Genomic DNA, 19,575 nt, shown 5'->3' with positions numbered 1-19,575 from the left:
CCTCCGCGAGGGAGGGCCCGGGCCGTCGTCGTGGGCGGGGACCGCGGCTCAGAAGCCGGCGTAGTTCGGCGCCTCGACGGTCATCTGCACGTCGTGCGGGTGGCTCTCCTTGAGCGACGCCGACGTGATGCGGACGAACCGCCCCTTGGCCTGCAGCTCGGGGATGGTGCGCGCACCGACGTAGAACATCGACTGGTGCAGCCCGCCCACGAGCTGGTGGGCGACCGTGTGGAGGGTGCCCTTGTAGGGGACCTGCCCCTCGATGCCCTCGGGCACGATCATGTCGTCGCTGGCGACCTCGGCCTGGAAGTAGCGGTCCTTCGAGTAGGACTTCTTGCCGCGGGACGACATCGCGCCCATGGAGCCCATGCCGCGGTACGCCTTGTACTGCTTGCCGTTGACGAGGATCGTGTCGCCGGGCGCCTCCTCGGTGCCGGCCAGCATCGAGCCGAGCATGACGGTCTCCGCGCCCGCCACCAGAGCCTTGCCGATCTCGCCCGAGTGGCGCATGCCTCCGTCGGCGATGACCGGGACGCCGGCGGCGCGCGCGGCCAGCGACGCCTCGTACACCGCGGTGATCTGCGGCACGCCGACGCCCGTCACGATGCGCGTGGTGCAGATCGAGCCCGGGCCGACCCCGACCTTGATCGCGTCCGCGCCCGCGTCGACGAAGGTCTGCGCGCCCTCCTTCGTCCCGACGTTGCCGCCGATCACCTGGACGTGGCGCGTGGCGGGGTCCGTCTTGAGCTTGCGGACCATGTCGACCAGCATGCGCACGTTGCCGTGCGCGGTGTCCGCCACGAGCACGTCGACGCCGGCGTCGACCAGCGTGGTCGCGCGCTGCCACGCGTCGCCGAAGTAGCCGATGGCCGCGCCGACGAGCAGGCGGCCCTGGCCGTCCTTGGAGGCGTTCGGGAACTGCTCGGACTTCACGAAGTCCTTGACGGTGATGAGGCCGGCGAGGCGGCCCTCCTCGTCGACCAGCGGCAGGCGCTCGAGCTTGTGCTTGCGCAGCAGCAGCGTGGCGTCCTCGCGCGAGATCCCGGCCGGGCCCGTGATGAGCGGCGCGGGCGTCATGACCTCGGAGACCTTGGTCGTGGCCCACTCGGCGACGGGCGTGAAGCGCAGGTCGCGGTTGGTGACGATGCCGGTGAGGCGGCCGCCCGCGTCCACGACCGGGAAGCCGGAGATGCGGTACTCCCCCGCCCGCTTGTCGAGCTCCTCGAGGGTGACGTCCGGGCCGATCGTCACCGGGTTGGAGATGATGCCGGTCTGCGTCCGCTTGACCAGGTCCACCTGGTACGCCTGGTCCTCGATCGAGAGGTTGCGGTGCAGGACGCCGATGCCGCCCTGGCGGGCCATCGCGATCGCCATCCGCGACTCCGTGACGGTGTCCATCGCGGCCGAGACGAGCGGCACCCGCAGGGAGATCTCGCGCGTCAGGCGCGACGTGGTGTCGATGTCCGACGGGGCCAGGTCCGAGTACCCCGGCAGCAGCAGGACGTCGTCGTAGGTGAGGCCGAGGAATCCGAACGGGTCGTGCGCGGGCGAGGTCGAGTCCGTCATGACAGGAGTCTACGTTCTGGGCGCCGGCCTTATTCCGGCCGTCCCGCCCCACGGGACCTCACGTGGCCGACCTCACGCCGCCGGCCCGGCCCGCCGTCACGTCACGACGGCGAGGGCCTCGTGCAGCATCGCGGTGAAGGACCGCACCCGCTGCACGGTCGGCGCGAGCGGCAGCTCGCTGGCGGCGTCGTCGCGCCGCAGGCTGACGATGATCGGCAGCTCCGCGAACCCCTCGTGCACGGCGTGGACGAGGTCGAGGTCAGGGCGCCGCTGCGACGTGGCGAGCACGAGGGCGGCGGGCCGCACCATCGTCACGAGCTCGAGCGAGCGGTGGGTGCTGGCGGGGCCGGTGACGATCCGCGCGGTCGCGCCCTTGGCGGTCAGCGCGGCGGCGAGGGCGTGCGCCGACAGCGGCACCACCTCGTCGGGCGCGGCGAAGATGAGCACGATCTTGCGCATCCGGCTCGGGTGGTTGGCCGGCGGCGCTCCCCCTGCCACCATGGCCCGCTCGAACGCCTCGGTGAAGTCGCGCAGCGCGCGCAGGGCGGCGGTCGCGAGCACGACCTCCGGGACGGCGCCGGGGCCGGCGAGCACCGTCCGCTGGGCGACGCGCTGCCACGCCGGCTCGGCGATCTCGGTCCACCAGACCGCCGGGTCGCCCTGCGCCGGGATGGCCAGGATCTCGTCGCAGGCCTGCTGGTCGTACGCGAGGGCGGCGTCGACGACGGCGGACACCCGGCCGGAAGCGCTCCCACCCGGGACGTGGCTGCTGGCGGCCATGCTGCGTTCGCCGCCGCCGGGCAGCGCCCGCAGGTGCGCGCGCCCGGGCCGCGGCGCCTCCTCGCCCGCCGGGGCGGCGGGGCGCTCGTCCTCGCCCTCCGGGACGTCCTGGTCGGCCTCGCCGGACGCCGACGACGCGGCCTGCTCCGTCGCCTCCTCCAGCTCCTCCACGCCGGCATCGAGCGCCGCCTTGGCGGCGTCGACCGGCGCGACCCCCTCCAGGGTGAGCCGGCGCATGACGAGCAGCCGCGCCACGTCCTCGGGCGTGTAGCGACGGTGCGAGCCTGCGGTGCGGGCGGACGGGCCGAGCCCGTAGCGGCGGTCCCACGTGCGCAGGGTGGCGGGTGCCACCCCGAGGCGCCTGGCGACCGCCGCGACGGCGCGGCCCGGGCTCGACGCGCGAGACCCGCCCCCGTGAGGGGCGGGTCGGGATGAGGTCATGGCGTCGATTCTGCCGAGAGGACCGGAGGGTCGCCACCGCGCCGCCGGGCGCGCCGCGGAACACATCGACGATGCAGGTCAAAGCGGTTCAGAACCCGGTCGAACCAGTTCAGCGACGGGCGAAAAGTTGAACACTGAATCATCGAACCTCGTCACAAATCGGCATCTTGAACAACTTCTGCACAACTTGTAGGTTGTTCGACATGACGGAGATCTCGAGGCTGCCCGGCCCGGTGATGGAGCTGTGGGAGTGGCAGTACCAGGGTTCGTGCCGCGACGAGGACGACACGCTGTTCTTCCACCCGGAGGGCGAGCGCGGGTCCACCCGTCGACGCCGGGCCGAGGCGGCGAAGGCCATCTGCCGCGCCTGCCCCGTGATGATGCAGTGCCGGGAGCAGTCGCTCCGGGTCCGCGAGCCCTACGGGGTGTGGGGCGGGCTCAGCGAGGACGAGCGGTCGGCCATCCTCGCCGGCGGAGCGCGCAAGACCGGTTGAGGAAGCACGAAGGCCCCGCACCGACGACGGTGCGAGGCCTTCTGCGTCACGGAGTCGTCAGGCGACGACGACCGCGAGGATGTCGCGGGCCGACAGGACGAGGTAGTCCTCGCCGGCGTACTTGACCTCGGTGCCGCCGTACTTGCTGTAGATGACCTTGTCACCGACCTTGACGTCGACCGGGACGCGGTTGCCCTTGTCGTCGAAGCGACCCTCGCCCACGGCCAGGACCTCGCCCTCCTGGGGCTTCTCCTTGGCGGTGTCCGGGATGACCAGGCCGGAAGCGGTCGTGGTCTCGGCCTCGATGGCCTTGACGACGATCCGGTCCTCGAGCGGCTTGATGGGGACCGACACGTCGGACCTCCTTGATTCGCGATGCGTGGATGGACTTGCTGATTGACCAGGTCGCGTCCGAGGGCTGGCCGTCGTCGCGGGTGCCGGTACAGCCTTGCGGTCGCTGACGACAAATCTAGGCAGGCGTTAGCACTCTGACAAGTCGAGTGCCAGCAGTTCGCCGTGGGCGTCATGCGAACTCCCTCCCGCCGGCGCCTGAGACGATGGCCCGATGGACGCCGCCTCCGTGAGCAAGCTGCTGAGCCCGGACGGGTGGGCGCTGCTCAACTCGCTCCCCCCGTACGACGAGAAGCAGGCGATGGCGCTCGCCACGCGGCTGCGCGCCGAGGGGGTCGACGCCGACCTCGCCGCCGCCGCGCTCACCCAGTCGCGGCTGCGCGCCAAGGCCCGCGCCAAGCTCGGCGACTTCGCGGACGGGATGCTGTTCACGCCCGACGGCGTGGAGCAGGCGACGCGCCTCGTCGTGGCGGCGCTGCACGCGCGGCGCTACCTCGCCGCCGGCGTCTCGAAGGTCGCCGACCTCACCAGCGGGATCGGCGCGGACGCGCTCGCGTTCGCGGGCGTGGGCCTCCAGGTGCTCGCCACGGACATCGACGAGATGACGGCCGCGCTCGCCACCGTGAACCTGCGCCACTTCCCCGAGGCGGAGGTACGGCACACCGACGGGCTCGCGCTCGACCTCGCCGCCGAGGGCGTGGACGGCGTGTACGCCGACCCGGCCCGGCGCACCCGCGGCGGGCGGCGCGTGTTCGACCCGGCCGCCTACGCTCCCCCGCTCGACGCCGTCTGGGCGCTGCGCGACCAGGTCCCCGCGCTGGGCATCAAGGTCGGGCCCGGCATCCCGCACCAGGGCCTGCCCGCGGACGCCGAGACGCAGTGGGTCTCCGTGGACGGGGACGTCGTCGAGGCGGGCCTGTGGTTCGGGCCGCTCGCGGCCGACGGGCCCGGGCGCTCCGCCCTCGTGCTCACGACGCGCGACGGCGCGACGGCCTCGCGCACCCTGCGCACCGACGACGACGGCTCCGACCTCGTGCCCGACGTCGGGCCCGCCGGCGCCTACCTGTACGAGCCGGACGGTGCCGTCATCCGGGCCGGGCTGGTCGCGCACGCCGCCCAGGAGCTCGGCGGGCGCCTGCTCGACCGGACCATCGCGTACGTCACCACCGACCAGCCCGCGCCGCCGCCCGCCGCCGGAGCCGCTCCGGTGGCGACGGGGTACCGGGTGCTCGACGTCATGCCGTTCAACCTCAAGCGCCTCAAGGCGTACCTGCGCGAGCGCGGCGTCGGCCGCCTGACGATCAAGAAGCGCGGCACGGCGGTCACGCCGGAGCAGCTGCGCGCCCAGCTCTCGCCGAAGGGCGACGCGGAGGCGACGCTCGTGCTCACGCGCGTCGGCGGGGTGCAGCACGTCCTCGTCGTCGAGCCCCTGCGCTGAGACCCCGCGGGACCGACGCGCGCCCGAGCGCCCGGGCGTGGAAGCATTGCCCGCATGGTGCTGGAATTTGCCGCCTCCGACCGGTCGAGCGTCGGCCTCGAGTGGGAGCTCGCGCTGGTCGACGCCGACTCCGGCAACCTGCGGCAGGTGGCCCCCGCGGTCATCGAGGCGGTCGCGGACGACGTGCGCCACCGCTACGTCAAGCCCGAGTTCCTCCGCAACACCGTCGAGGTGATCAGCGGCGTGCGGCGCACGGTCCCCGACGCGATCGCCGACCTCGAGCGCGGGATCGCCGCGATCCACGACGCGACCGGCCCGATGCGGGTCGACCTCATGGGCGCGGGCACGCACCCGTTCGCGCACTGGTCGCAGCAGAAGGTCACCGACAAGGAGCGGTACGCCACCGTCGTCGACCGGGCGCAGGTCGTGGGGCGCCAGCAGATCGTCTACGGCGTGCACGCGCACGTGGGCATCGAGGACCGGGCCAAGGTGCTGCCGATCGTGAACTCGCTGCTCGTGTACCTGCCGTACCTGCAGGTGCTGTCCGCGTCGTCGCCGTTCTTCGGGGGCGACGACACCGGCTACGCCTCGATGCGGACGATGATCTTCCAGCAGCTCCCCACGGCGGGGCTGCCGTACCAGTTCGGCGGCTGGGCCGAGCTGGAGCGGTACGTCGCCGACATGCTGCACACCGGAGTCATCGACGACTTCACCGAGGTGCGCTGGGACGTGCGCCCGGCCCCGCACTTCGGCACCGTCGAGGTGCGCATCTGCGACGGCACGTCGAACACCCTCGAGCTGGCCGCGCTCGGTGCGCTCGTGCACTGCCTCGTGGAGCACCTGTCGACGATGCTCGACGAGGGCCGGCGCCTGCCCACCCTGCCGCCGTGGTTCGTGCACGAGAACAAGTGGCGCGCCGCCCGCTACGGCACCGACGCGATCATCATCCTCGACGACGCCGGGGAGGAGGAGCTCGTCACCGACGCCCTCCCGCGCCTCCTCACGACCCTCGAACCCGTGGCGGACCGGCTGGGCTGCGCCGCCGAGCTCGACGGCGTGCGGGAGATCGTGCGCACCGGCGCGTCGTACCAGCGGCAGCGGGCCGTGGCCCGCGCCCACGGCGGCGGGCAGGACGGGCTCGAGGCCGTCGTCGCGTCGCTGGTCGCCGAGCTGCACGCGGGCCGGCCCCTGCCCGCGGCCTGACGACGCCGGTCGCTACGCCTTCTCGAAGTCCCACACGATGAGCACCGGCGCGCGGAAGTAGGCCGCGTGGGAGGCCGCGGCGACCCACGGCATCATCTCCCAGATGTTCGGCGGCCTCGTCGGGTCCTCGAACGCCAGATCGGCGGCCGGGTCGAACGCGCCGGTGCCGGCGTCCGCGGCCGCCGTGTACTCGCGGCCGCCGTCGACGTCGTCCGCGCCGCCCCCGGCGTACTCGCGGCAGAACCGCGGCACGAGCCCCGCGGGCAGGGCCGCCTGCAGGTACTCGCTCGTGGAGTGCCGCCAGTTCGGGATGTACCCGAACTCGCCGTCCGCGCCCTCGACGAGCGGGTACAGCGGGGACCCGACGAAGTACCCGCGGGTGTCGGAGACGACGAGCCGGCCGCCGGGGCGCAGCACGCGCGCCAGCTCGGCGAGCACCGGGCCCAGGTCCCGCACGTGGCACAGGGCGAGCGTGACGACCACGAGGTCCGCGGAGGCGTCGGGCACCGGCAGGGCGGACAGGTCGGCCTGCGCGAACCGGGCGCCGGGCACCTTCGCGCGGGCGACCGCGAGCATGTCGGGCGAGGAGTCGAACGCGAGCACGTCGTGCCCCTGCTCCACCAGCCACTCCGTGTGCCGGCCCGTGCCGCACGCGGCGTCGATCACCACGACCGGCTCCGCCCGCTCCAGGTGGGGCCGGACGAGCGGCTCCTCCATCCCCCAGAACCCGTTCGGGCCGTCGTAGCGGGGGGCCCAGTGCCGGTAGCCGTCCTGGGTGCTGATCGGCGGCACGTCGTGGCCGTCGCCGAACCGGTCGGCCGCGTCCAGCAGGGCGCGCACGTCGGCCAGCCGCGCCTCGACGAACGCCCGGTCGTGCTCGCCGGCGAACGCCCGCATCAGCGCCACCCCCTCGAGCCCGACGAGGTAGGCGAGCGGGTGCTGGTAGATGCTCGGGCGCGCGGTGTCCACGGGTCGCGACGCTACCGACGCGCCCCCGCGGCGACGAGACCTTTTCCGGCGCAGCCGTTCAGACGGTGATGGTGGTCATCGGCATCGACGAGTCGACGGGGAAGTCGAGGTTCGACGGCGCCGCCCCGGCGCGCACGACGGCGGAGCCGAGCGCGGCGATCATCGCGCCGTTGTCGGTGCAGTACCGGATGGGCGGGATGCGCAGGTCGATGCCGGCCTCCGCGCACCGCTCGGCGGCCATGCCGCGCAGCTGGCTGTTCGCGGAGAACCCGCCACCCACGACCAGCGTGCCGACGTCGTGCCGGCGGCACGCGGCGATGGTCTTGGCGGTGAGCACGTCCGCCACGGCCGCGGCGAAGGACGCGGCGACGTCGGCCGCCGGCACCTCGCGCCCGGAGTCCACGCAGGCCTCGATCCAGCGGGCCACGGCGGTCTTGAGGCCGGAGAAGGAGAAGTCGTAGGCGTGCTTCTCCTGGTCCTTGGCGGCCGTGAGGCCGCGCGGGAAGCGGATGGCCTCGGGGTCGCCCTCGCGCGCGAGGCGGTCCACGTGCGGGCCGCCGGGGTACGGCAGGCCGAGCAGGCGGCCGACCTTGTCGAACGCCTCCCCCGCCGCGTCGTCGAGGGTGGAGCCGAGCTCCGTCACCCCGGTCGCGATGTCGTCCACGAGCATCAGGGTGCTGTGGCCGCCCGAGACGACCAGCGCCATCGTGCGCCCGTCGAACGGGCCGTCGACGAGCTGGTTGACCGCGGCGTGCCCGATGACGTGGTTGACGCCGTACAGCGGCTTGTTCAGGCCGATCGCGAGCGCCTTCGCCGCGGAGGCGCCGATCGTCAGGGGGCCGACCAGGCCCGGTCCCGCGGTGACGGCGACGGCGTCGATCTCGGACAGGTCGACGTCGGCCTCCCCCAGCGCCCGGGTGATGGTCGGGACCATCGCCTCGAGGTGGGCGCGGCTGGCGACCTCCGGGATGATCCCGCCGTACCGCGCGTGCTCGTCCATGGAGCTGGCGACGGCGTCCACCAGCAGCTCGTCGCCGCGGACGAGCGCGACGCCCGTCTCGTCGCAGGAGGTCTCGATACCGAGGACGAGGGGGTCGCCGTGTGCCATGCCCCCATGATCGCACCCGCGCCCGGGGCAGCCGTAACACGATGGTGACGCCGAACTCACGGCGGGGACACGTGGACGTACTTGGGTTCATCTGAACCTAACCGGGCCCTCGGGCCACCGCCACGAACGGAGCACCATGCGTCCTCGAAGCAGCGCGGGCACCACGGGCACCACGCGCACCGGCACCACCCGACCTGTCGTCGCCGCGCTCGCCGTCCTCGCCGTCGCGGCCCTCTCCGCGTGCGGGTCCCGGGTCGACGCCGCGGGTGGCGACGCCTCGTCCTCCGCCGCGGCGAGCTGTGTCGACACGTCGGGCGACGCGGTCAAGATCGGCTTCCTCAACTCGCTGTCGGGCACGATGGCGATCTCCGAGCAGACGGTGCACGACTCCCTCCAGCTGGCCGCCGCCGAGATCAACGCCGACGGCGGCGTGCTGGGCAAGCAGCTCGAGATCGTCTCCGAGGACGGGCAGTCCGAGCCGACCGTCTTCGCCGAGAAGGCCACCAAGCTCATCACCAGCGACTGCGTCGCGGCGGTGTTCGGCGGCTGGACCTCCGCGTCGCGCAAGGCGATGCTGCCCGTGTTCGAGGCGAACGACTCGCTGCTGTTCTACCCGGTGCAGTACGAGGGCCTCGAGTCGTCGCCGAACATCTTCTACACCGGCGCCACGACCAACCAGCAGATCGTGCCGGCTCTCGACTACCTCGCCGAGCAGGGCACGAAGTCCCTGTTCCTCGTCGGGTCCGACTACGTGTTCCCGCGCACGGCGAACAAGATCATCAACGCCTACGCGGCCGCCCACGGCATCGAGATCGTCGGCGAGGAGTACGCGCCGCTCGGCCACACCGACTTCTCCACCATCGTGAACAAGGTGAAGGCCGCCGGCGCGGACGCCGTCTTCAACACGCTCAACGGCGACTCCAACGTCGCGTTCTTCAAGGAGTACAACAACGCCGGCCTGTCGGCCGACGACATGCCCGTCGTGTCGGTGTCCATCGCCGAGGAGGAGGTGGGCGGCATCGGCGTGGACAACGTCGAGGGCCAGCTCACCGCCTGGAACTACTACCAGACGGTCGACAGCCCCGAGAACGACGCGTTCGTCGAGGCGTTCAAGGCCGAGTACGGCGAGGACCGCCCGACGTCCGACCCGATGGAGGCGGCCTACACGTCGCTGTACCTCTGGAGGGCGATGGTCGAGAAGGCCGGGTCCTTCGACGTCGCGGACGTGCAGGAGGCGGCCGGCGGCGTCACCTTCGACGCCCCCGAGGGCACGGTCGTGGTCGACGGGGAGAACCACCACGTCGCCAAGACGGCGCTCATCGGCCGCATCGGCGACGACGGCCTCATCCACACCGAGTGGAGCTCCGAGGAGCCCATCGAGCCCGACCCGTTCCTCAAGGGCTACGACTGGGCCGACGGGCTCTCCTGACCCGGCGCGGCGGACACGACGGCGGACACGACATGGACACCCTCCTCTCCCAGCTCTTCGCGGGCCTGAGCCTCGGCTCCGTGCTGCTGCTCGCGGCCCTGGGCCTCGCCCTGACCTTCGGTCAGATGGGCGTGATCAACATGGCCCACGGCGAGTTCATGATGGCGGGCGCCTACACGGCGTTCGTGATCCAGGGGCTCGTCGGCGACCCCGGCGCGAGCCTGCTCGTGTCGCTGCCGCTCGGCTTCGTCGTCGGCGGGGCGCTCGGGCTGCTGCTCGAGGCGACGCTCATCCACCGGATGTACCGGCGCCCGCTCGACACCCTGCTCGTCACCTGGGGCGTCGCGCTGCTGCTGCAGCAGGTGGCCCGTGACGTGTTCGGCGCCCCCAACGTCGACGTGGCCGCGCCCGGCTGGCTGTCGGGCGCGGTCGCCGTCGGCGGCCTCGCGCTGCCGAAGACCCGGCTCTTCATCCTCGCGCTCGCCGTCGTCTGCGTCGTCGCGCTGGCCCTCGTCATGCGGGGCACCCCGCTCGGGCGGCGGATCCGGGCCGTCGTGCAGCACCGGGACCTCGCCGAGGCGTCGGGGATCTCCTCGCGCGCCACCGACCGTCTGACGTTCTTCATCGGCTCCGGCCTCGCCGGGGTGGCCGGGGTCGCGCTCACTCTGCTCGGCTCCGTCGGTCCGACCCTCGGCACCAGCTACATCGTCGACGCGTTCCTCGTGGTCGTCGCGGGCGGCATCGGGCAGATCAAGGGGACCGTCATCGCGGCCACCGCGCTCGGCCTGCTGCAGGCGTTCTTCGAGTTCTCCACCACGGCGTCCGTCGCGAAGGTGCTCGTCTTCGTGGTCATCGTCGCGTTCCTGCAGGTACGACCCCAGGGCCTCGTCTCGGTCCGGACCAGGAGCCTCGCATGACCACCCCCGCACCCGCCCGGTCCCGGCTCACGGCCCTGACCCGCTCCGGACGCGCCCGCGCCCTGGCCGGCTTCGGCCTCGCCGCCGTCCTGCTGCTCGCGGTCGCCCCCGTCCTCCTGAGCCCGTTCCGGCTCGGTCTGCTGGGCAAGTTCCTCTGCCTCGCGATGGTGGCCGTCGGGATCGGCCTGGCCTGGGGCCGCGGCGGCCTGCTCACCCTCGGGCAGGGCGTCTACTTCGGCCTGGGCGCCTACCTCATGGCGATGCACCTCAAGCTGGCCGACGCCGGGCCCGGCGGGGTGCCCGACTTCATGCTGCTGTACGGCACGGGCGAGCTGCCCGGCTGGTGGGAGCCGCTGCGCTCGCCGGTCGTCGCGGTCGCCCTGGTCCTGCTGCTGCCGGCGGCCCTGGCCGCCGTGCTCGGCTGGGCGGTCTTCACGCGCCGGGTGCGCGGGGCGTACTTCGCGATCCTGTCGCAGGCGCTCGCCGCCGCCTTCGCCATCCTCCTGATCGGGCAGCAGCAGACCACCGGCGGCACCAACGGGCTCAACGGGTTCCGGTCGTTCTTCGGCTACGACCTCGCGGACCCGGTCAACCAGCGCATGCTCTACCTCATCGCCGCCGGGGTGCTGCTCGTCATGGTCGCCGTGGCCCGGCAGCTCATGGTGTCCCGGTTCGGCGAGGTGCTCGTCGCCGTGCGCGACCAGGAGGACCGCGTGCGGTTCCTCGGCTACGACCCGGCCGCGGTCAAGACCGTCGTCTACGTGGTCGCGGCCGTGATGGCCGCCGTCGGCGGGGCGCTCTTCGTGCCGATCGTCGGCATCGTGTCCCCCGCCGACGTCGGCGTCGTGCCGTCCATCGGCTTCCTCGTCGGGGTCGCCATCGGCGGCCGGGCCACCCTGCTCGGGCCGGTGCTCGGCTCCGTCGCCGTGAGCTGGGCGCAGACCACGATGTCGGAGCAGTTCCCGTCGGGCTGGATCTACCTGCAGGGCGCGCTGTTCGTCCTCGTCGTGGCGTTCCTGCCGGGCGGTCTCGCGTCGCTCGTGACGTCGGCGCGGCGCCGGCTCCGCGCCCGGGACCGTGGGCCCGGCGACGTCGTGCCCGACGACGCCCCGTCGTCCGACCTCGTGCCCGAGGGGAGCCGCGCATGAGCGAGCAGCCGACCACCACGCCCGAGATCGACCTCGCCGCCGCGGAGGCGCTGCTGGGCGACGACACGGCCCGGTTCCGGCACGACTACCTCGAGGTGCGCGGCCTGCGGGTCGAGTTCGGCGGCTTCGTGGCCGTCCGCGACGTCGACCTCACGGTGACGCAGGGCGACCTGCGGTTCCTCATCGGGCCCAACGGCGCCGGCAAGACGACCCTCATCGACGCCGTCACCGGCCTGGTGCGCGCCGCGGCGGGCTCCGCGCGGTTCGGCGGCGCCGAGCTGCTGGGCCGCGCCACCCACCGGGTCGCGCGCACCGGGGTGGGCCGCACCTTCCAGACGGCGAGCGTGTTCGAGGAGCTCACCGTGCTGCAGAACCTCGACGTCGCCGCGGGCGCCCGCCGCGGCCCGGCGACGATGCTCCGGCGGCGCGGCGCCCCGCCCGAGGCCGTGGAGCAGGCGATGGAGACCGTCGGGCTCGCCGCGCTGCGCGACGTCCCGGCCGGCGTCCTCGCCCACGGTCAGAAGCAGTGGCTGGAGATCGGGATGCTGCTGGTGCAGGACGCGCACCTGCTGCTGCTCGACGAGCCGGTGGCCGGCATGACGCAGGCGGAGCGCGAGGAGACCGGGGAGCTGTTGCGCCGGGTCGGCTCGCAGCGCGTCGTCGTGGTCGTCGAGCACGACATGGAGTTCCTGCGCGCGTACGCCGACTCCGTGACCGTCATGCACCAGGGCCGCGTCCTCGCCGAGGGGACCGTCGCCGAGGTGCAGCAGGACCCGGCCGTCGTCGAGGTGTACCTCGGCGCCCCGACCGTCGACACGGCGGGCGCGACCACCACAGGGACGGAGGCGGGCGCATGATGCTCGAGCTGAGCGGTCTGAGCACCGGGTACGGCCGCACGGTCGTGGTGCACGACGTCGACCTCGCCGTGGGCGACGGGGCGCTGACCGCCGTCCTCGGCCACAACGGGGCGGGCAAGACGACGCTCCTCAAGGCGGTGCTGGGCCTGCTGCCGGCGCGGGCCGGGACGGTGCGCCTCGCCGGCGAGGACGTCACCCGCCTGCCCACGCACCGCCGGGTCCGGGCGGGGATCGCGTACGTCCCGCAGGGCCAGCAGTCGTTCGGCCAGCTCACCGCGCGCGAGAACCTCCAGGTGGTCGCGGACGCCCACGGCGCCGCCGGGCGCCGGCGCACGGACGACGCGCTCGACCTGTTCCCCGCGCTGCGCGAGCTGCTGGGCCGGCAGGCGGGCCTGCTCTCCGGCGGCCAGCGCCAGCAGCTCGCCATCGCCCGCGCCCTGGTCACCGGGCCGCGGCTGCTGGTGCTCGACGAGCCGGCCGAGGGCATCCAGCCGAACGTCGTGAGCGAGATCTACGCCGCGATCACGACGCTGACGGGCTCGGGCGGGCTGTCGGCGCTGCTCGTCGAGCAGCACCTCGGCTTCGCCGTGGAGCACGCGGCCGAGTACGCCGTGCTCGCCTCCGGCCGCGTGACGCGCCGGGGCTCGGGCGGCGGGGCGGCGGCCGTCGCCGGTGCCCGGGAGGCGATGGCCCTGTGACCCGGGACGTGACCCGAGGAGCCAGCCGAGCAGCGAGCCGAGCGGCGACCCCGCCCACCACCCGTCCGGAGGACGCACCGTGCACCTGACCCCCGCCGACACCGAGAAGCTGCTGCTCGCCGTCGCGGGCATGGTGGCGCGCGACCGGCTCGACCGCGGCGTGCGCCTCAACCACCCGGAGTCCGTCGCGCTGCTGGCGTGCTGGGTGATCGAGCGCGCCCGGGAGGGCGCCGACGTCGCGACGCTCATGCGGACCGGCCGCGAGGTGCTGGGCCGCGAGCAGGTGATGGACGGCGTCCCCGAGCTGCTCACCGACGTGCAGGTCGAGGCCACGTTCCCGGACGGGCGCAAGCTCGTCACCCTGCACCACCCGGTCCCCTGAGCCCCGACCCGACCTGCAAGGAGGACCCGTGTCCGCTGCCCCGTCCGCCGGCCCGGGCGCGATCCGCGTCGCCCCCGGCCGGATCGAGCTCAACGCCCGCCCCGCCCACGAACGGCTGCGCCTCGTCGTCGAGAACACCGGCGACCGGCCCGTGCAGGTGGGCTCGCACGTGCACCTGCCCGACGCCAACACCGCGCTGCGGTTCGACCGCGCGGCCGCCCACGGCTTCCGGCTCGACGTGCCGTCGGGCACCTCGCAGCGGTTCGAGCCCGGGGTGAGCCGCGAGGTGGACGCCGTGACGATCCGCGGGGCGCGGAGGGTCCCCGGCATCCAGCGCGGCAAGCACGACGGCGGCGCGCTCGGCGCCGTCCGGCACGAGCAGGACACGGAGCAGGAGGACTGATGGTCTGGATCGACCGCGAGCGCTACGCGGCCCTGTACGGGCCGACCGTCGGGGACCAGGTGCGCCTCGGCGACACCGACCTGTGGATCGAGGTCACCGAGGACTGCACGGTGGGCGGCGAGGAGGCGGTCTTCGGCGGTGGCAAGTCGATCCGGGAGTCGATGGCGCAGTCCACCCGCACCCGGGCCGAGGGCGCCCTCGACACGGTGATCACCGGCGCCGTGGTGCTCGACTGGTGGGGCGTGGTGCGGGCCGACGTGGGGCTGCGCGACGGGCGGATCGTCGCGCTGGGCCGCGCCGGCAACCCGGACGTCGCGGACGGCGTGCACCCGGACCTCGTGATCGGCCCGTCCACCGACGTGATCTCGGGCGAGGGCAGGATCCTCACGGCCGGTGGCTTCGACCCGCACGTGCACCTGCTGTCGCCGTCCGCCCTGCACGAGGCCCTGGCCACGGGCATCACGACGGTCGCCGGCGGCGGCACCGGCCCGTCGGAGGGGTCGAAGGCCACCACCGTGACGCCGAGCTCCTGGCACCTGCGGTCGATGCTGCGCGCGCTCGACGCCCTGCCGCTCAACGTGCTGCTGCTGGGCAAGGGCAACACGGTGAGCGCCGCGTCGCTGGCCGAGCAGGCGCTCGCCGGGGCGGCGAGCTACAAGGTGCACGAGGACTGGGGGTCCACGCCCGCGGCGCTCGACGCCGCACTCCGGGCCGCGGACGAGTGGGGCCTGCAGGTGGCCCTGCACTCCGACTCCCTCAACGAGGCCGGCTTCGTGCGGTCCACGATCGACGCGATCGACGGGCGCGGCATCCACGCGTACCACGTGGAGGGCGCCGGCGGCGGGCACGCCCCCGACATCCTCACCATCGCGAGCCTGCCGCACGTGCTGCCGGGGTCGACCAACCCGACGCTGCCGCACACGGTGAACACCGTGGCGGAGCACCTGGACATGCTCATGGTCTGCCACCACCTCAACCCGGCGATCCCCGAGGACCTCGCGTTCGCCGAGTCCCGCATCCGCGCGACGACGATCGCCGCCGAGGACGTGCTGCACGACATGGGCGCGATCTCGATCACGTCCTCGGACGCCCAGGCGATGGGGCGCATCGGCGAGGTGATCACCCGCACCTGGCAGGTGGCGCACGTGATGAAGCACCGCCGCGGCCCCCTGTCGGCCGCGGAGCCGGCGGACAACGAGCGGGCGCGGCGGTACGTCGCGAAGTACACGATCAACCCGGCGGTCGCGCACGGCGTGGACGCGCACATCGGCTCCGTGGAGCCCGGCAAGCTGGCCGACCTCGTGCTGTGGGACCCGCGGTTCTTCGGGTTCCGGCCGGAGGTGGTGCTCAAGGGCGGGGTCATCGCCTGGGCCGCGCTCGGCGACCCGAACGCGTCGATCCCCACCCCGCAGCCGGTGCTCCAGCGGCCCGCCTTCGGCGACGCGGTGGGCGCGGACCTCTCGCTCGCCTTCGTCGCGCCGGCCGCGATCGACGACGGCCTCGCGGGGCGGCTGGGCCTGCGCCGCGAGCTCGCCCCGATCGCCTCGACGCGGGGCCTCACCAAGGCCGACATGCGCAACAACGACGCCCTCCCGGCCATCGACATCCGGCCGGACACGTTCGAGATCCGCGTGGACGGCGACCTCGTGGAGCCCGCCCCCGCCGTCCGGCTGCCCCTCGCCCAGCTCTACTCGATGTTCTGACGCCGATGAGCCCCGACAGCCCGACCAGGGCCCCCGAGCGCGCGACGCCGCACCCAGTGACGGTGGCGCTGCTGCTCGCCGACGCGCGCCTGCCCGGCGGCGGGCACGCCCACTCCGCGAGCCTGGAGCCCGCGCTGCGCGGCGGCCTGACCCCCGCCGACGTCCCCGCGTGGATGGTGGGGCGGGCCACCACGGTCAGCCTGGTCGAGGCCGGCACCGCGGTGGTCGCCGCGCGGCTGCTCGCGGACGCCCCGCCGCCCGGGGACGGATCCGCCGGGACGGCAGGGACCGCGGACCGCCTCGACGCGGTGGTGCGCGCCTGGGCCGCGCGGACGCCGTCGCGCGCGCTGCGGGACGCGTCCCGGCTGCTCGGCCGCGGCTACCTGCGCGTGGCCCGCGCGCTGTGGCCCGGCAGCGCGGCCGTGCGCGCCGCCGTCTCCTACGAGACGGCGCGCGGGACGGGCACCGTGCCGCGCGCCGTCGTCCTCGGCGCGATCGCCGCGGCGGCGGGCCTGCCGCCCGAGGACGTGGTGCGCCTGACCGTCTACGACGACGCCCAGACCGCGGCGTCGGCCCTGCTCAAGCTCGAGCCGCTGGACCCGCTCGCCCCCGCGCGGTGGGTCCTCGACGCGTGCGCCGCCGCGGAGGAGCACGTGCTCCGCGTGGCGGCGTGCGCCACCCCGGAGTCCGTCCCGGCCTCCGGTGCCCCGTTGACCGAGGGGTGGGCCGAGGCCCACGCCCGCCAGACCCAGAGGTTGTTCCGTGCCTGAGACCGCTCCCCCCGTGATCCCCGCCGCCCCCGCCCGTGCCCTGCGCCTCGGCGTCGCCGGCCCCGTCGGCGTCGGCAAGTCCTCCCTCATCGCGACGGTGTGCCGCGCGCTGGCGGACGAGCTGCGGATCGGCGTCATCACCAACGACATCTACACCGACGAGGACGCGCGGTTCCTGCGGTCCGCCGGGGTGCTGGACCCCGAGCGCATCCGCGCCGTCGAGACGGGCGCCTGCCCGCACACCGCCATCCGCGACGACGTCACCGCCAACCTGCTCGCGGCCGAGGACCTCGAGCGGGACTTCGCCCCGCTCGACCTGGTCGTGATCGAGTCCGGCGGGGACAACCTCACCGCGACGTTCTCCCCCGCCCTCGTCGACGCGCAGATCTTCGTGCTCGACGTCGCGGGCGGCGGCGACGTCGCCCGCAAGGGCGGGCCCGGCATCGGCCGCGCCGACCTGCTCGTGGTGAACAAGACCGACCTCGCGCCCTACGTGGGCGTGGACGTCGAGCGGATGGTCGCCGACGCGACGGCCGCCCGCGAGGGGCGGGACGTCGTCGCGCTGTCCCGCACGGACGCCGCGTCCGTCGCCGCCCTGCGGGCCTGGCTGCTCGGCGTCCTGGACCGGTTCCGCGACGGCGTCCACGTGGCGCAGGACCCGGGCCCGATGGCGCCGCACTTCCACGCCGACGCCGACGGCGAGGGCGTGCTGCACAGCCACGAGGGCGGCGACGGGGCGCACGCGCACGACCACGAGCACGCGCGCTGACGTGCGCCTCACCCTCGTCGAGGTCGACCGCGGCGCCGTGCCCGGCGCGCCGGTGCGCGTGCGCACGCGGGACGACCTGCTCGCGGCGCGCACCGTCGCGCGCGGGACGGCGCACGCCGAGGTGGCGCTGGTCGCGACCGGCGCCGTGCTGCTCGGCGGCGACCACGTGGCGGTCCGCGTGCGCGTCGCCGACGGGTGCGCGCTCACCCTGACCGACGTCGGCGGCACCGTGGCGTACGACGGCGAGGGCGTGCCCTGCCGCTGGGACGTCGACGTGCGGCTCGGCGCCGGGAGCCGGCTCACGTGGCACGGGCTCCCGTTCGTCGTCTCGACGGGTGCCGACGTCACCCGCTCGACCGACGTCGCGCTCGGCCCCGGCGCCCGGCTGACGCTGCGCGAGACGGTCGTGCTGGGGCGCGACGGGGAGCGCGGCGGCCGGGTCGTGCTGCGCAGCGCCGTGCACGACGACGAGGGCCCCCTGCTCGTCGAGGAGGTGGCGGCCGCCGGCGACCGGCCCGTGCCCGGGGTGCTCGGCGGGGAGCGCGTGATCGACACGCTCACCGAGCTGCACGGCGCCCCGGAGGACGAGCCCGAGGTCCCCGCGGTCGGCGCCGCCCCCGACGGCGCCGTCACGCTGCGCCTGGAGCGCGGCGGCGTCCTGACGCGATGGCTCGGCGCCGCCGCTCATCTCAGCCCGTTGCACCGGTCTCACCCGTACCGGTCCGGCACCGCGCCGACCGTCCGACCCCTGGAGACAGCATGACCCGCACCGCCCTCGTCGTCGCCGCCCTGCACGTCGTGGGGATCGGCGGCCTCGCCGCGACCCTCGTCCTCGACGGGGGCGCCGGGTCGATCACCCTCGTCATGGCGCTCACCGCGTACGGGCTGGGGCTGCGGCACGCCTTCGACGCCGACCACATCGCCACGATCGACAACACGACGCGCCGCCTGGTGCGCGAGGGGCGCGACGCGCGCGGGGTGGGCCTGTGGTTCTCGCTCGGTCACTCGACGGTGGTCGTGGGGGCCGCGGTGCTCCTCGCCGTCGGCGTGCAGGCGCTGGCGCCGGCGCTGGAGGACGAGTCCTCGCCCTGGCGCCGGTTCACCGGCGTGTGGGGGCCGGTGGTGTCGGGCACGTTCCTGCTGACCATCGCCGTGGTGAACGTGCTCCTGCTCCGACGCGCCCTGCGCGCCGCCCGCTCCGGCGGGCCCGGCGCCGCCCACGACCACGGGCCCGCCGGCGGCCCGGTCGCCTGGGCGGTGCACCGGTTCTCCTGGGCCACCGACCGCCCGGGCCGGATGTACGGCGTGGGCCTCGTCTTCGGGCTCGGCTTCGACACGGCGACGGAGATCGGGCTGCTCGCGATGACCGCGTCGGCCGCGCTCGGGCAGGTGCCCTGGTACGCGCCGCTGCCCCTGGCCGTCCTGTTCGCCGCCGGGATGTCGCTGCTCGACTCGGTCCAGGGCTCGGCCGCGCGCCGGGCGTACGCCCAGGCGGGGACCGGCGCCCCGGGCCGCGGCCGCCTGCGCTACGACGTGCTCGTCACCGGCGTGTCCGCGGCCGCGGCGGTGGGCATCGGCGGGGTGACGCTGCTGCAGGTGGCCGCCGAGCACCTGCCGGCGCTCGCCCACGTCCCGGGCGCGTCCGTCGGCCTCGAGCCGTACGGCCTGGTGCTCGCCGGGGTGCTACTCGTCGCCTGGGTGGTCGGGCTGCTCTGCCTGCGCCAGCCGCGCGCCGAGGCCTGACAGCAGGTCCCGGCCGCGGGACGACAGGTGGACCCGGATCACGCGCCGGTCGAAGGCGTCCACCTCGCGGAACACCAGCGCCCGGGTGACGAGGGCGTCGACGCGGCGGCCGAGCGTCGCCTTGTCCATGACGGTGGCCGACCTGAGCTCGGACATCGTGGCCCCCGGCCGGCGCCCCAGCGCGTCCAGCACGAGCCACTCGTCCACGGTGCAGCCGGCGCCCGCCAGGATCTCGGCGGCGCTCCGGGCGGCCCTGCGGCCGGCGAGCACGGACTCGCGCAGCAGCTCCGCGGGCGCGGCCGCGCCGGTGATCGTCGTGGTGCCCGCACCTGCTGCCGTCCGCATGCTGACCCGCCTTCTCCCGTGCTCGTACACTACCGGCCATCACAGGCCGGGGCCCGGACAC

Annotated in this window: 21 protein-coding genes; 15 read left to right on the top strand and 6 right to left on the bottom strand. The window is 74.4% G+C overall.

All coding sequences use genetic code 11. The features are described from left to right. Nucleotides 1-48: 48 nt before the first annotated feature. Complete coding sequence (gene guaB, locus ACFU5J_RS05840; protein ID WP_430574648.1) at nucleotides 49-1,566, bottom strand: IMP dehydrogenase; 1,518 nt, start codon at nucleotides 1,564-1,566, stop codon at nucleotides 49-51. Between the two features lie 96 nt (nucleotides 1,567-1,662). Next, complete coding sequence (locus ACFU5J_RS05835; RefSeq protein ID WP_430578089.1) at nucleotides 1,663-2,787, bottom strand: MerR family transcriptional regulator; 1,125 nt, start codon at nucleotides 2,785-2,787, stop codon at nucleotides 1,663-1,665. Between the two features lie 203 nt (nucleotides 2,788-2,990). Between ACFU5J_RS05835 and ACFU5J_RS05830 the strand changes: the two genes are divergently transcribed. Further along, a complete protein-coding gene (locus tag ACFU5J_RS05830; protein ID WP_430574646.1) occupies nucleotides 2,991-3,281 on the top strand; it encodes a WhiB family transcriptional regulator in 291 nt (96 codons plus the stop codon). Nucleotides 3,282-3,338: 57 nt separating this feature from the next. On the opposite strand, the gene groES is transcribed toward ACFU5J_RS05830, so the two are convergent. Continuing rightward, the gene (gene groES, locus ACFU5J_RS05825; protein WP_079572552.1) at nucleotides 3,339-3,635 is read right to left on the bottom strand and encodes a co-chaperone GroES; all 297 of its coding nucleotides are present in this window, start codon (nucleotides 3,633-3,635) and stop codon (nucleotides 3,339-3,341) included. A gap of 211 nt (nucleotides 3,636-3,846) precedes the next feature. Between groES and ACFU5J_RS05820 the strand changes: the two genes are divergently transcribed. Then, nucleotides 3,847-5,070, top strand: a complete 1,224-nt coding sequence (locus ACFU5J_RS05820; protein WP_430578088.1) for an SAM-dependent methyltransferase — start codon at nucleotides 3,847-3,849, stop codon at nucleotides 5,068-5,070. A gap of 54 nt (nucleotides 5,071-5,124) precedes the next feature. Then, nucleotides 5,125-6,273 carry a glutamate--cysteine ligase gene (locus ACFU5J_RS05815; protein WP_430578087.1) on the top strand — a complete coding sequence of 383 codons (1,149 nt, stop codon included), beginning with the start codon at nucleotides 5,125-5,127 and terminating at the stop codon, nucleotides 6,271-6,273. Nucleotides 6,274-6,285: 12 nt separating this feature from the next. On the opposite strand, the gene ACFU5J_RS05810 is transcribed toward ACFU5J_RS05815, so the two are convergent. Both ACFU5J_RS05810 and tsaD read right to left on the bottom strand, forming a co-directional pair. Next, a complete protein-coding gene (locus ACFU5J_RS05810) occupies nucleotides 6,286-7,242 on the bottom strand; it encodes a methyltransferase domain-containing protein (RefSeq protein WP_430574643.1) in 957 nt (318 codons plus the stop codon). A gap of 58 nt (nucleotides 7,243-7,300) precedes the next feature. Beyond that, nucleotides 7,301-8,350, bottom strand: a complete 1,050-nt coding sequence (tsaD, locus tag ACFU5J_RS05805) for a tRNA (adenosine(37)-N6)-threonylcarbamoyltransferase complex transferase subunit TsaD (protein WP_430578086.1) — start codon at nucleotides 8,348-8,350, stop codon at nucleotides 7,301-7,303. Nucleotides 8,351-8,486: 136 nt separating this feature from the next. Between tsaD and urtA the strand changes: the two genes are divergently transcribed. The 12 genes from urtA to ACFU5J_RS05745 all read left to right on the top strand — a co-directional run bounded on the left by urtA (nucleotide 8,487) and on the right by ACFU5J_RS05745 (nucleotide 19,169). Beyond that, the gene (gene urtA / locus ACFU5J_RS05800; RefSeq protein ID WP_430574641.1) at nucleotides 8,487-9,779 is read left to right on the top strand and encodes an urea ABC transporter substrate-binding protein; all 1,293 of its coding nucleotides are present in this window, start codon (nucleotides 8,487-8,489) and stop codon (nucleotides 9,777-9,779) included. 32 nt (nucleotides 9,780-9,811) lie between these two features. Further along, nucleotides 9,812-10,696: an urea ABC transporter permease subunit UrtB gene (gene urtB, locus ACFU5J_RS05795; protein ID WP_430578085.1), complete on the top strand. Its 885-nt coding sequence runs from the start codon at nucleotides 9,812-9,814 to the stop codon at nucleotides 10,694-10,696. Further along, on the top strand, nucleotides 10,693-11,844 hold the full coding sequence (gene urtC, locus ACFU5J_RS05790; RefSeq protein WP_430578084.1) for an urea ABC transporter permease subunit UrtC: 1,152 nt from the start codon (nucleotides 10,693-10,695) through the stop codon (nucleotides 11,842-11,844). The genes urtB and urtC overlap by 4 nt, the downstream gene beginning before the upstream one ends. Further along, complete coding sequence (gene urtD / locus ACFU5J_RS05785) at nucleotides 11,841-12,701, top strand: urea ABC transporter ATP-binding protein UrtD (RefSeq protein WP_430578083.1); 861 nt, start codon at nucleotides 11,841-11,843, stop codon at nucleotides 12,699-12,701. Before urtC ends, urtD begins: the two co-directional genes overlap by 4 nt. Beyond that, entirely contained in the window at nucleotides 12,698-13,399 is a 702-nt protein-coding gene (locus ACFU5J_RS05780) for an ATP-binding cassette domain-containing protein (protein WP_430574637.1), read from the top strand. The genes urtD and ACFU5J_RS05780 overlap by 4 nt, the downstream gene beginning before the upstream one ends. A gap of 79 nt (nucleotides 13,400-13,478) precedes the next feature. Next, nucleotides 13,479-13,781, top strand: coding sequence for an urease subunit gamma (locus ACFU5J_RS05775; RefSeq protein WP_430578082.1), 303 nt, complete (start codon nucleotides 13,479-13,481; stop codon nucleotides 13,779-13,781). Nucleotides 13,782-13,809: 28 nt separating this feature from the next. Continuing rightward, nucleotides 13,810-14,184: an urease subunit beta gene (gene ureB / locus ACFU5J_RS05770; RefSeq protein ID WP_430578081.1), complete on the top strand. Its 375-nt coding sequence runs from the start codon at nucleotides 13,810-13,812 to the stop codon at nucleotides 14,182-14,184. Further along, a complete protein-coding gene (locus ACFU5J_RS05765) occupies nucleotides 14,184-15,887 on the top strand; it encodes an urease subunit alpha (RefSeq protein ID WP_430578080.1) in 1,704 nt (567 codons plus the stop codon). Before ureB ends, ACFU5J_RS05765 begins: the two co-directional genes overlap by 1 nt. 5 nt (nucleotides 15,888-15,892) lie before the next feature. Continuing rightward, nucleotides 15,893-16,657 (top strand): urease accessory protein UreF, encoded by a 765-nt coding sequence (locus ACFU5J_RS05760; RefSeq protein WP_430578079.1) that lies wholly within the window; start codon nucleotides 15,893-15,895, stop codon nucleotides 16,655-16,657. Next, on the top strand, nucleotides 16,650-17,426 hold the full coding sequence (gene ureG / locus ACFU5J_RS05755; protein WP_430574632.1) for an urease accessory protein UreG: 777 nt from the start codon (nucleotides 16,650-16,652) through the stop codon (nucleotides 17,424-17,426). Before ACFU5J_RS05760 ends, ureG begins: the two co-directional genes overlap by 8 nt. 1 nt (nucleotide 17,427) lies before the next feature. Beyond that, nucleotides 17,428-18,189, top strand: coding sequence for an urease accessory protein UreD (locus tag ACFU5J_RS05750; protein ID WP_430578078.1), 762 nt, complete (start codon nucleotides 17,428-17,430; stop codon nucleotides 18,187-18,189). Beyond that, complete coding sequence (locus ACFU5J_RS05745) at nucleotides 18,186-19,169, top strand: HoxN/HupN/NixA family nickel/cobalt transporter (protein ID WP_430578077.1); 984 nt, start codon at nucleotides 18,186-18,188, stop codon at nucleotides 19,167-19,169. The genes ACFU5J_RS05750 and ACFU5J_RS05745 overlap by 4 nt, the downstream gene beginning before the upstream one ends. Here ACFU5J_RS05745 and ACFU5J_RS05740 read toward each other — a convergent pair. After that, on the bottom strand, nucleotides 19,110-19,514 hold the full coding sequence (locus ACFU5J_RS05740; RefSeq protein WP_430578076.1) for a MarR family transcriptional regulator: 405 nt from the start codon (nucleotides 19,512-19,514) through the stop codon (nucleotides 19,110-19,112). The two genes, ACFU5J_RS05745 and ACFU5J_RS05740, sit on opposite strands and share 60 nt — an antisense overlap. Between the last annotated feature and the right edge of the window lie 61 nt (nucleotides 19,515-19,575).

This window comes from Isoptericola sp. NPDC057559 (genome assembly GCF_042801555.1).
Lineage (GTDB): Bacteria > Actinomycetota > Actinomycetes > Actinomycetales > Cellulomonadaceae > Isoptericola.
Note: the sequence above shows the minus strand (reverse complement) of the source record. Positions and strands in the feature narration are given on the sequence as shown.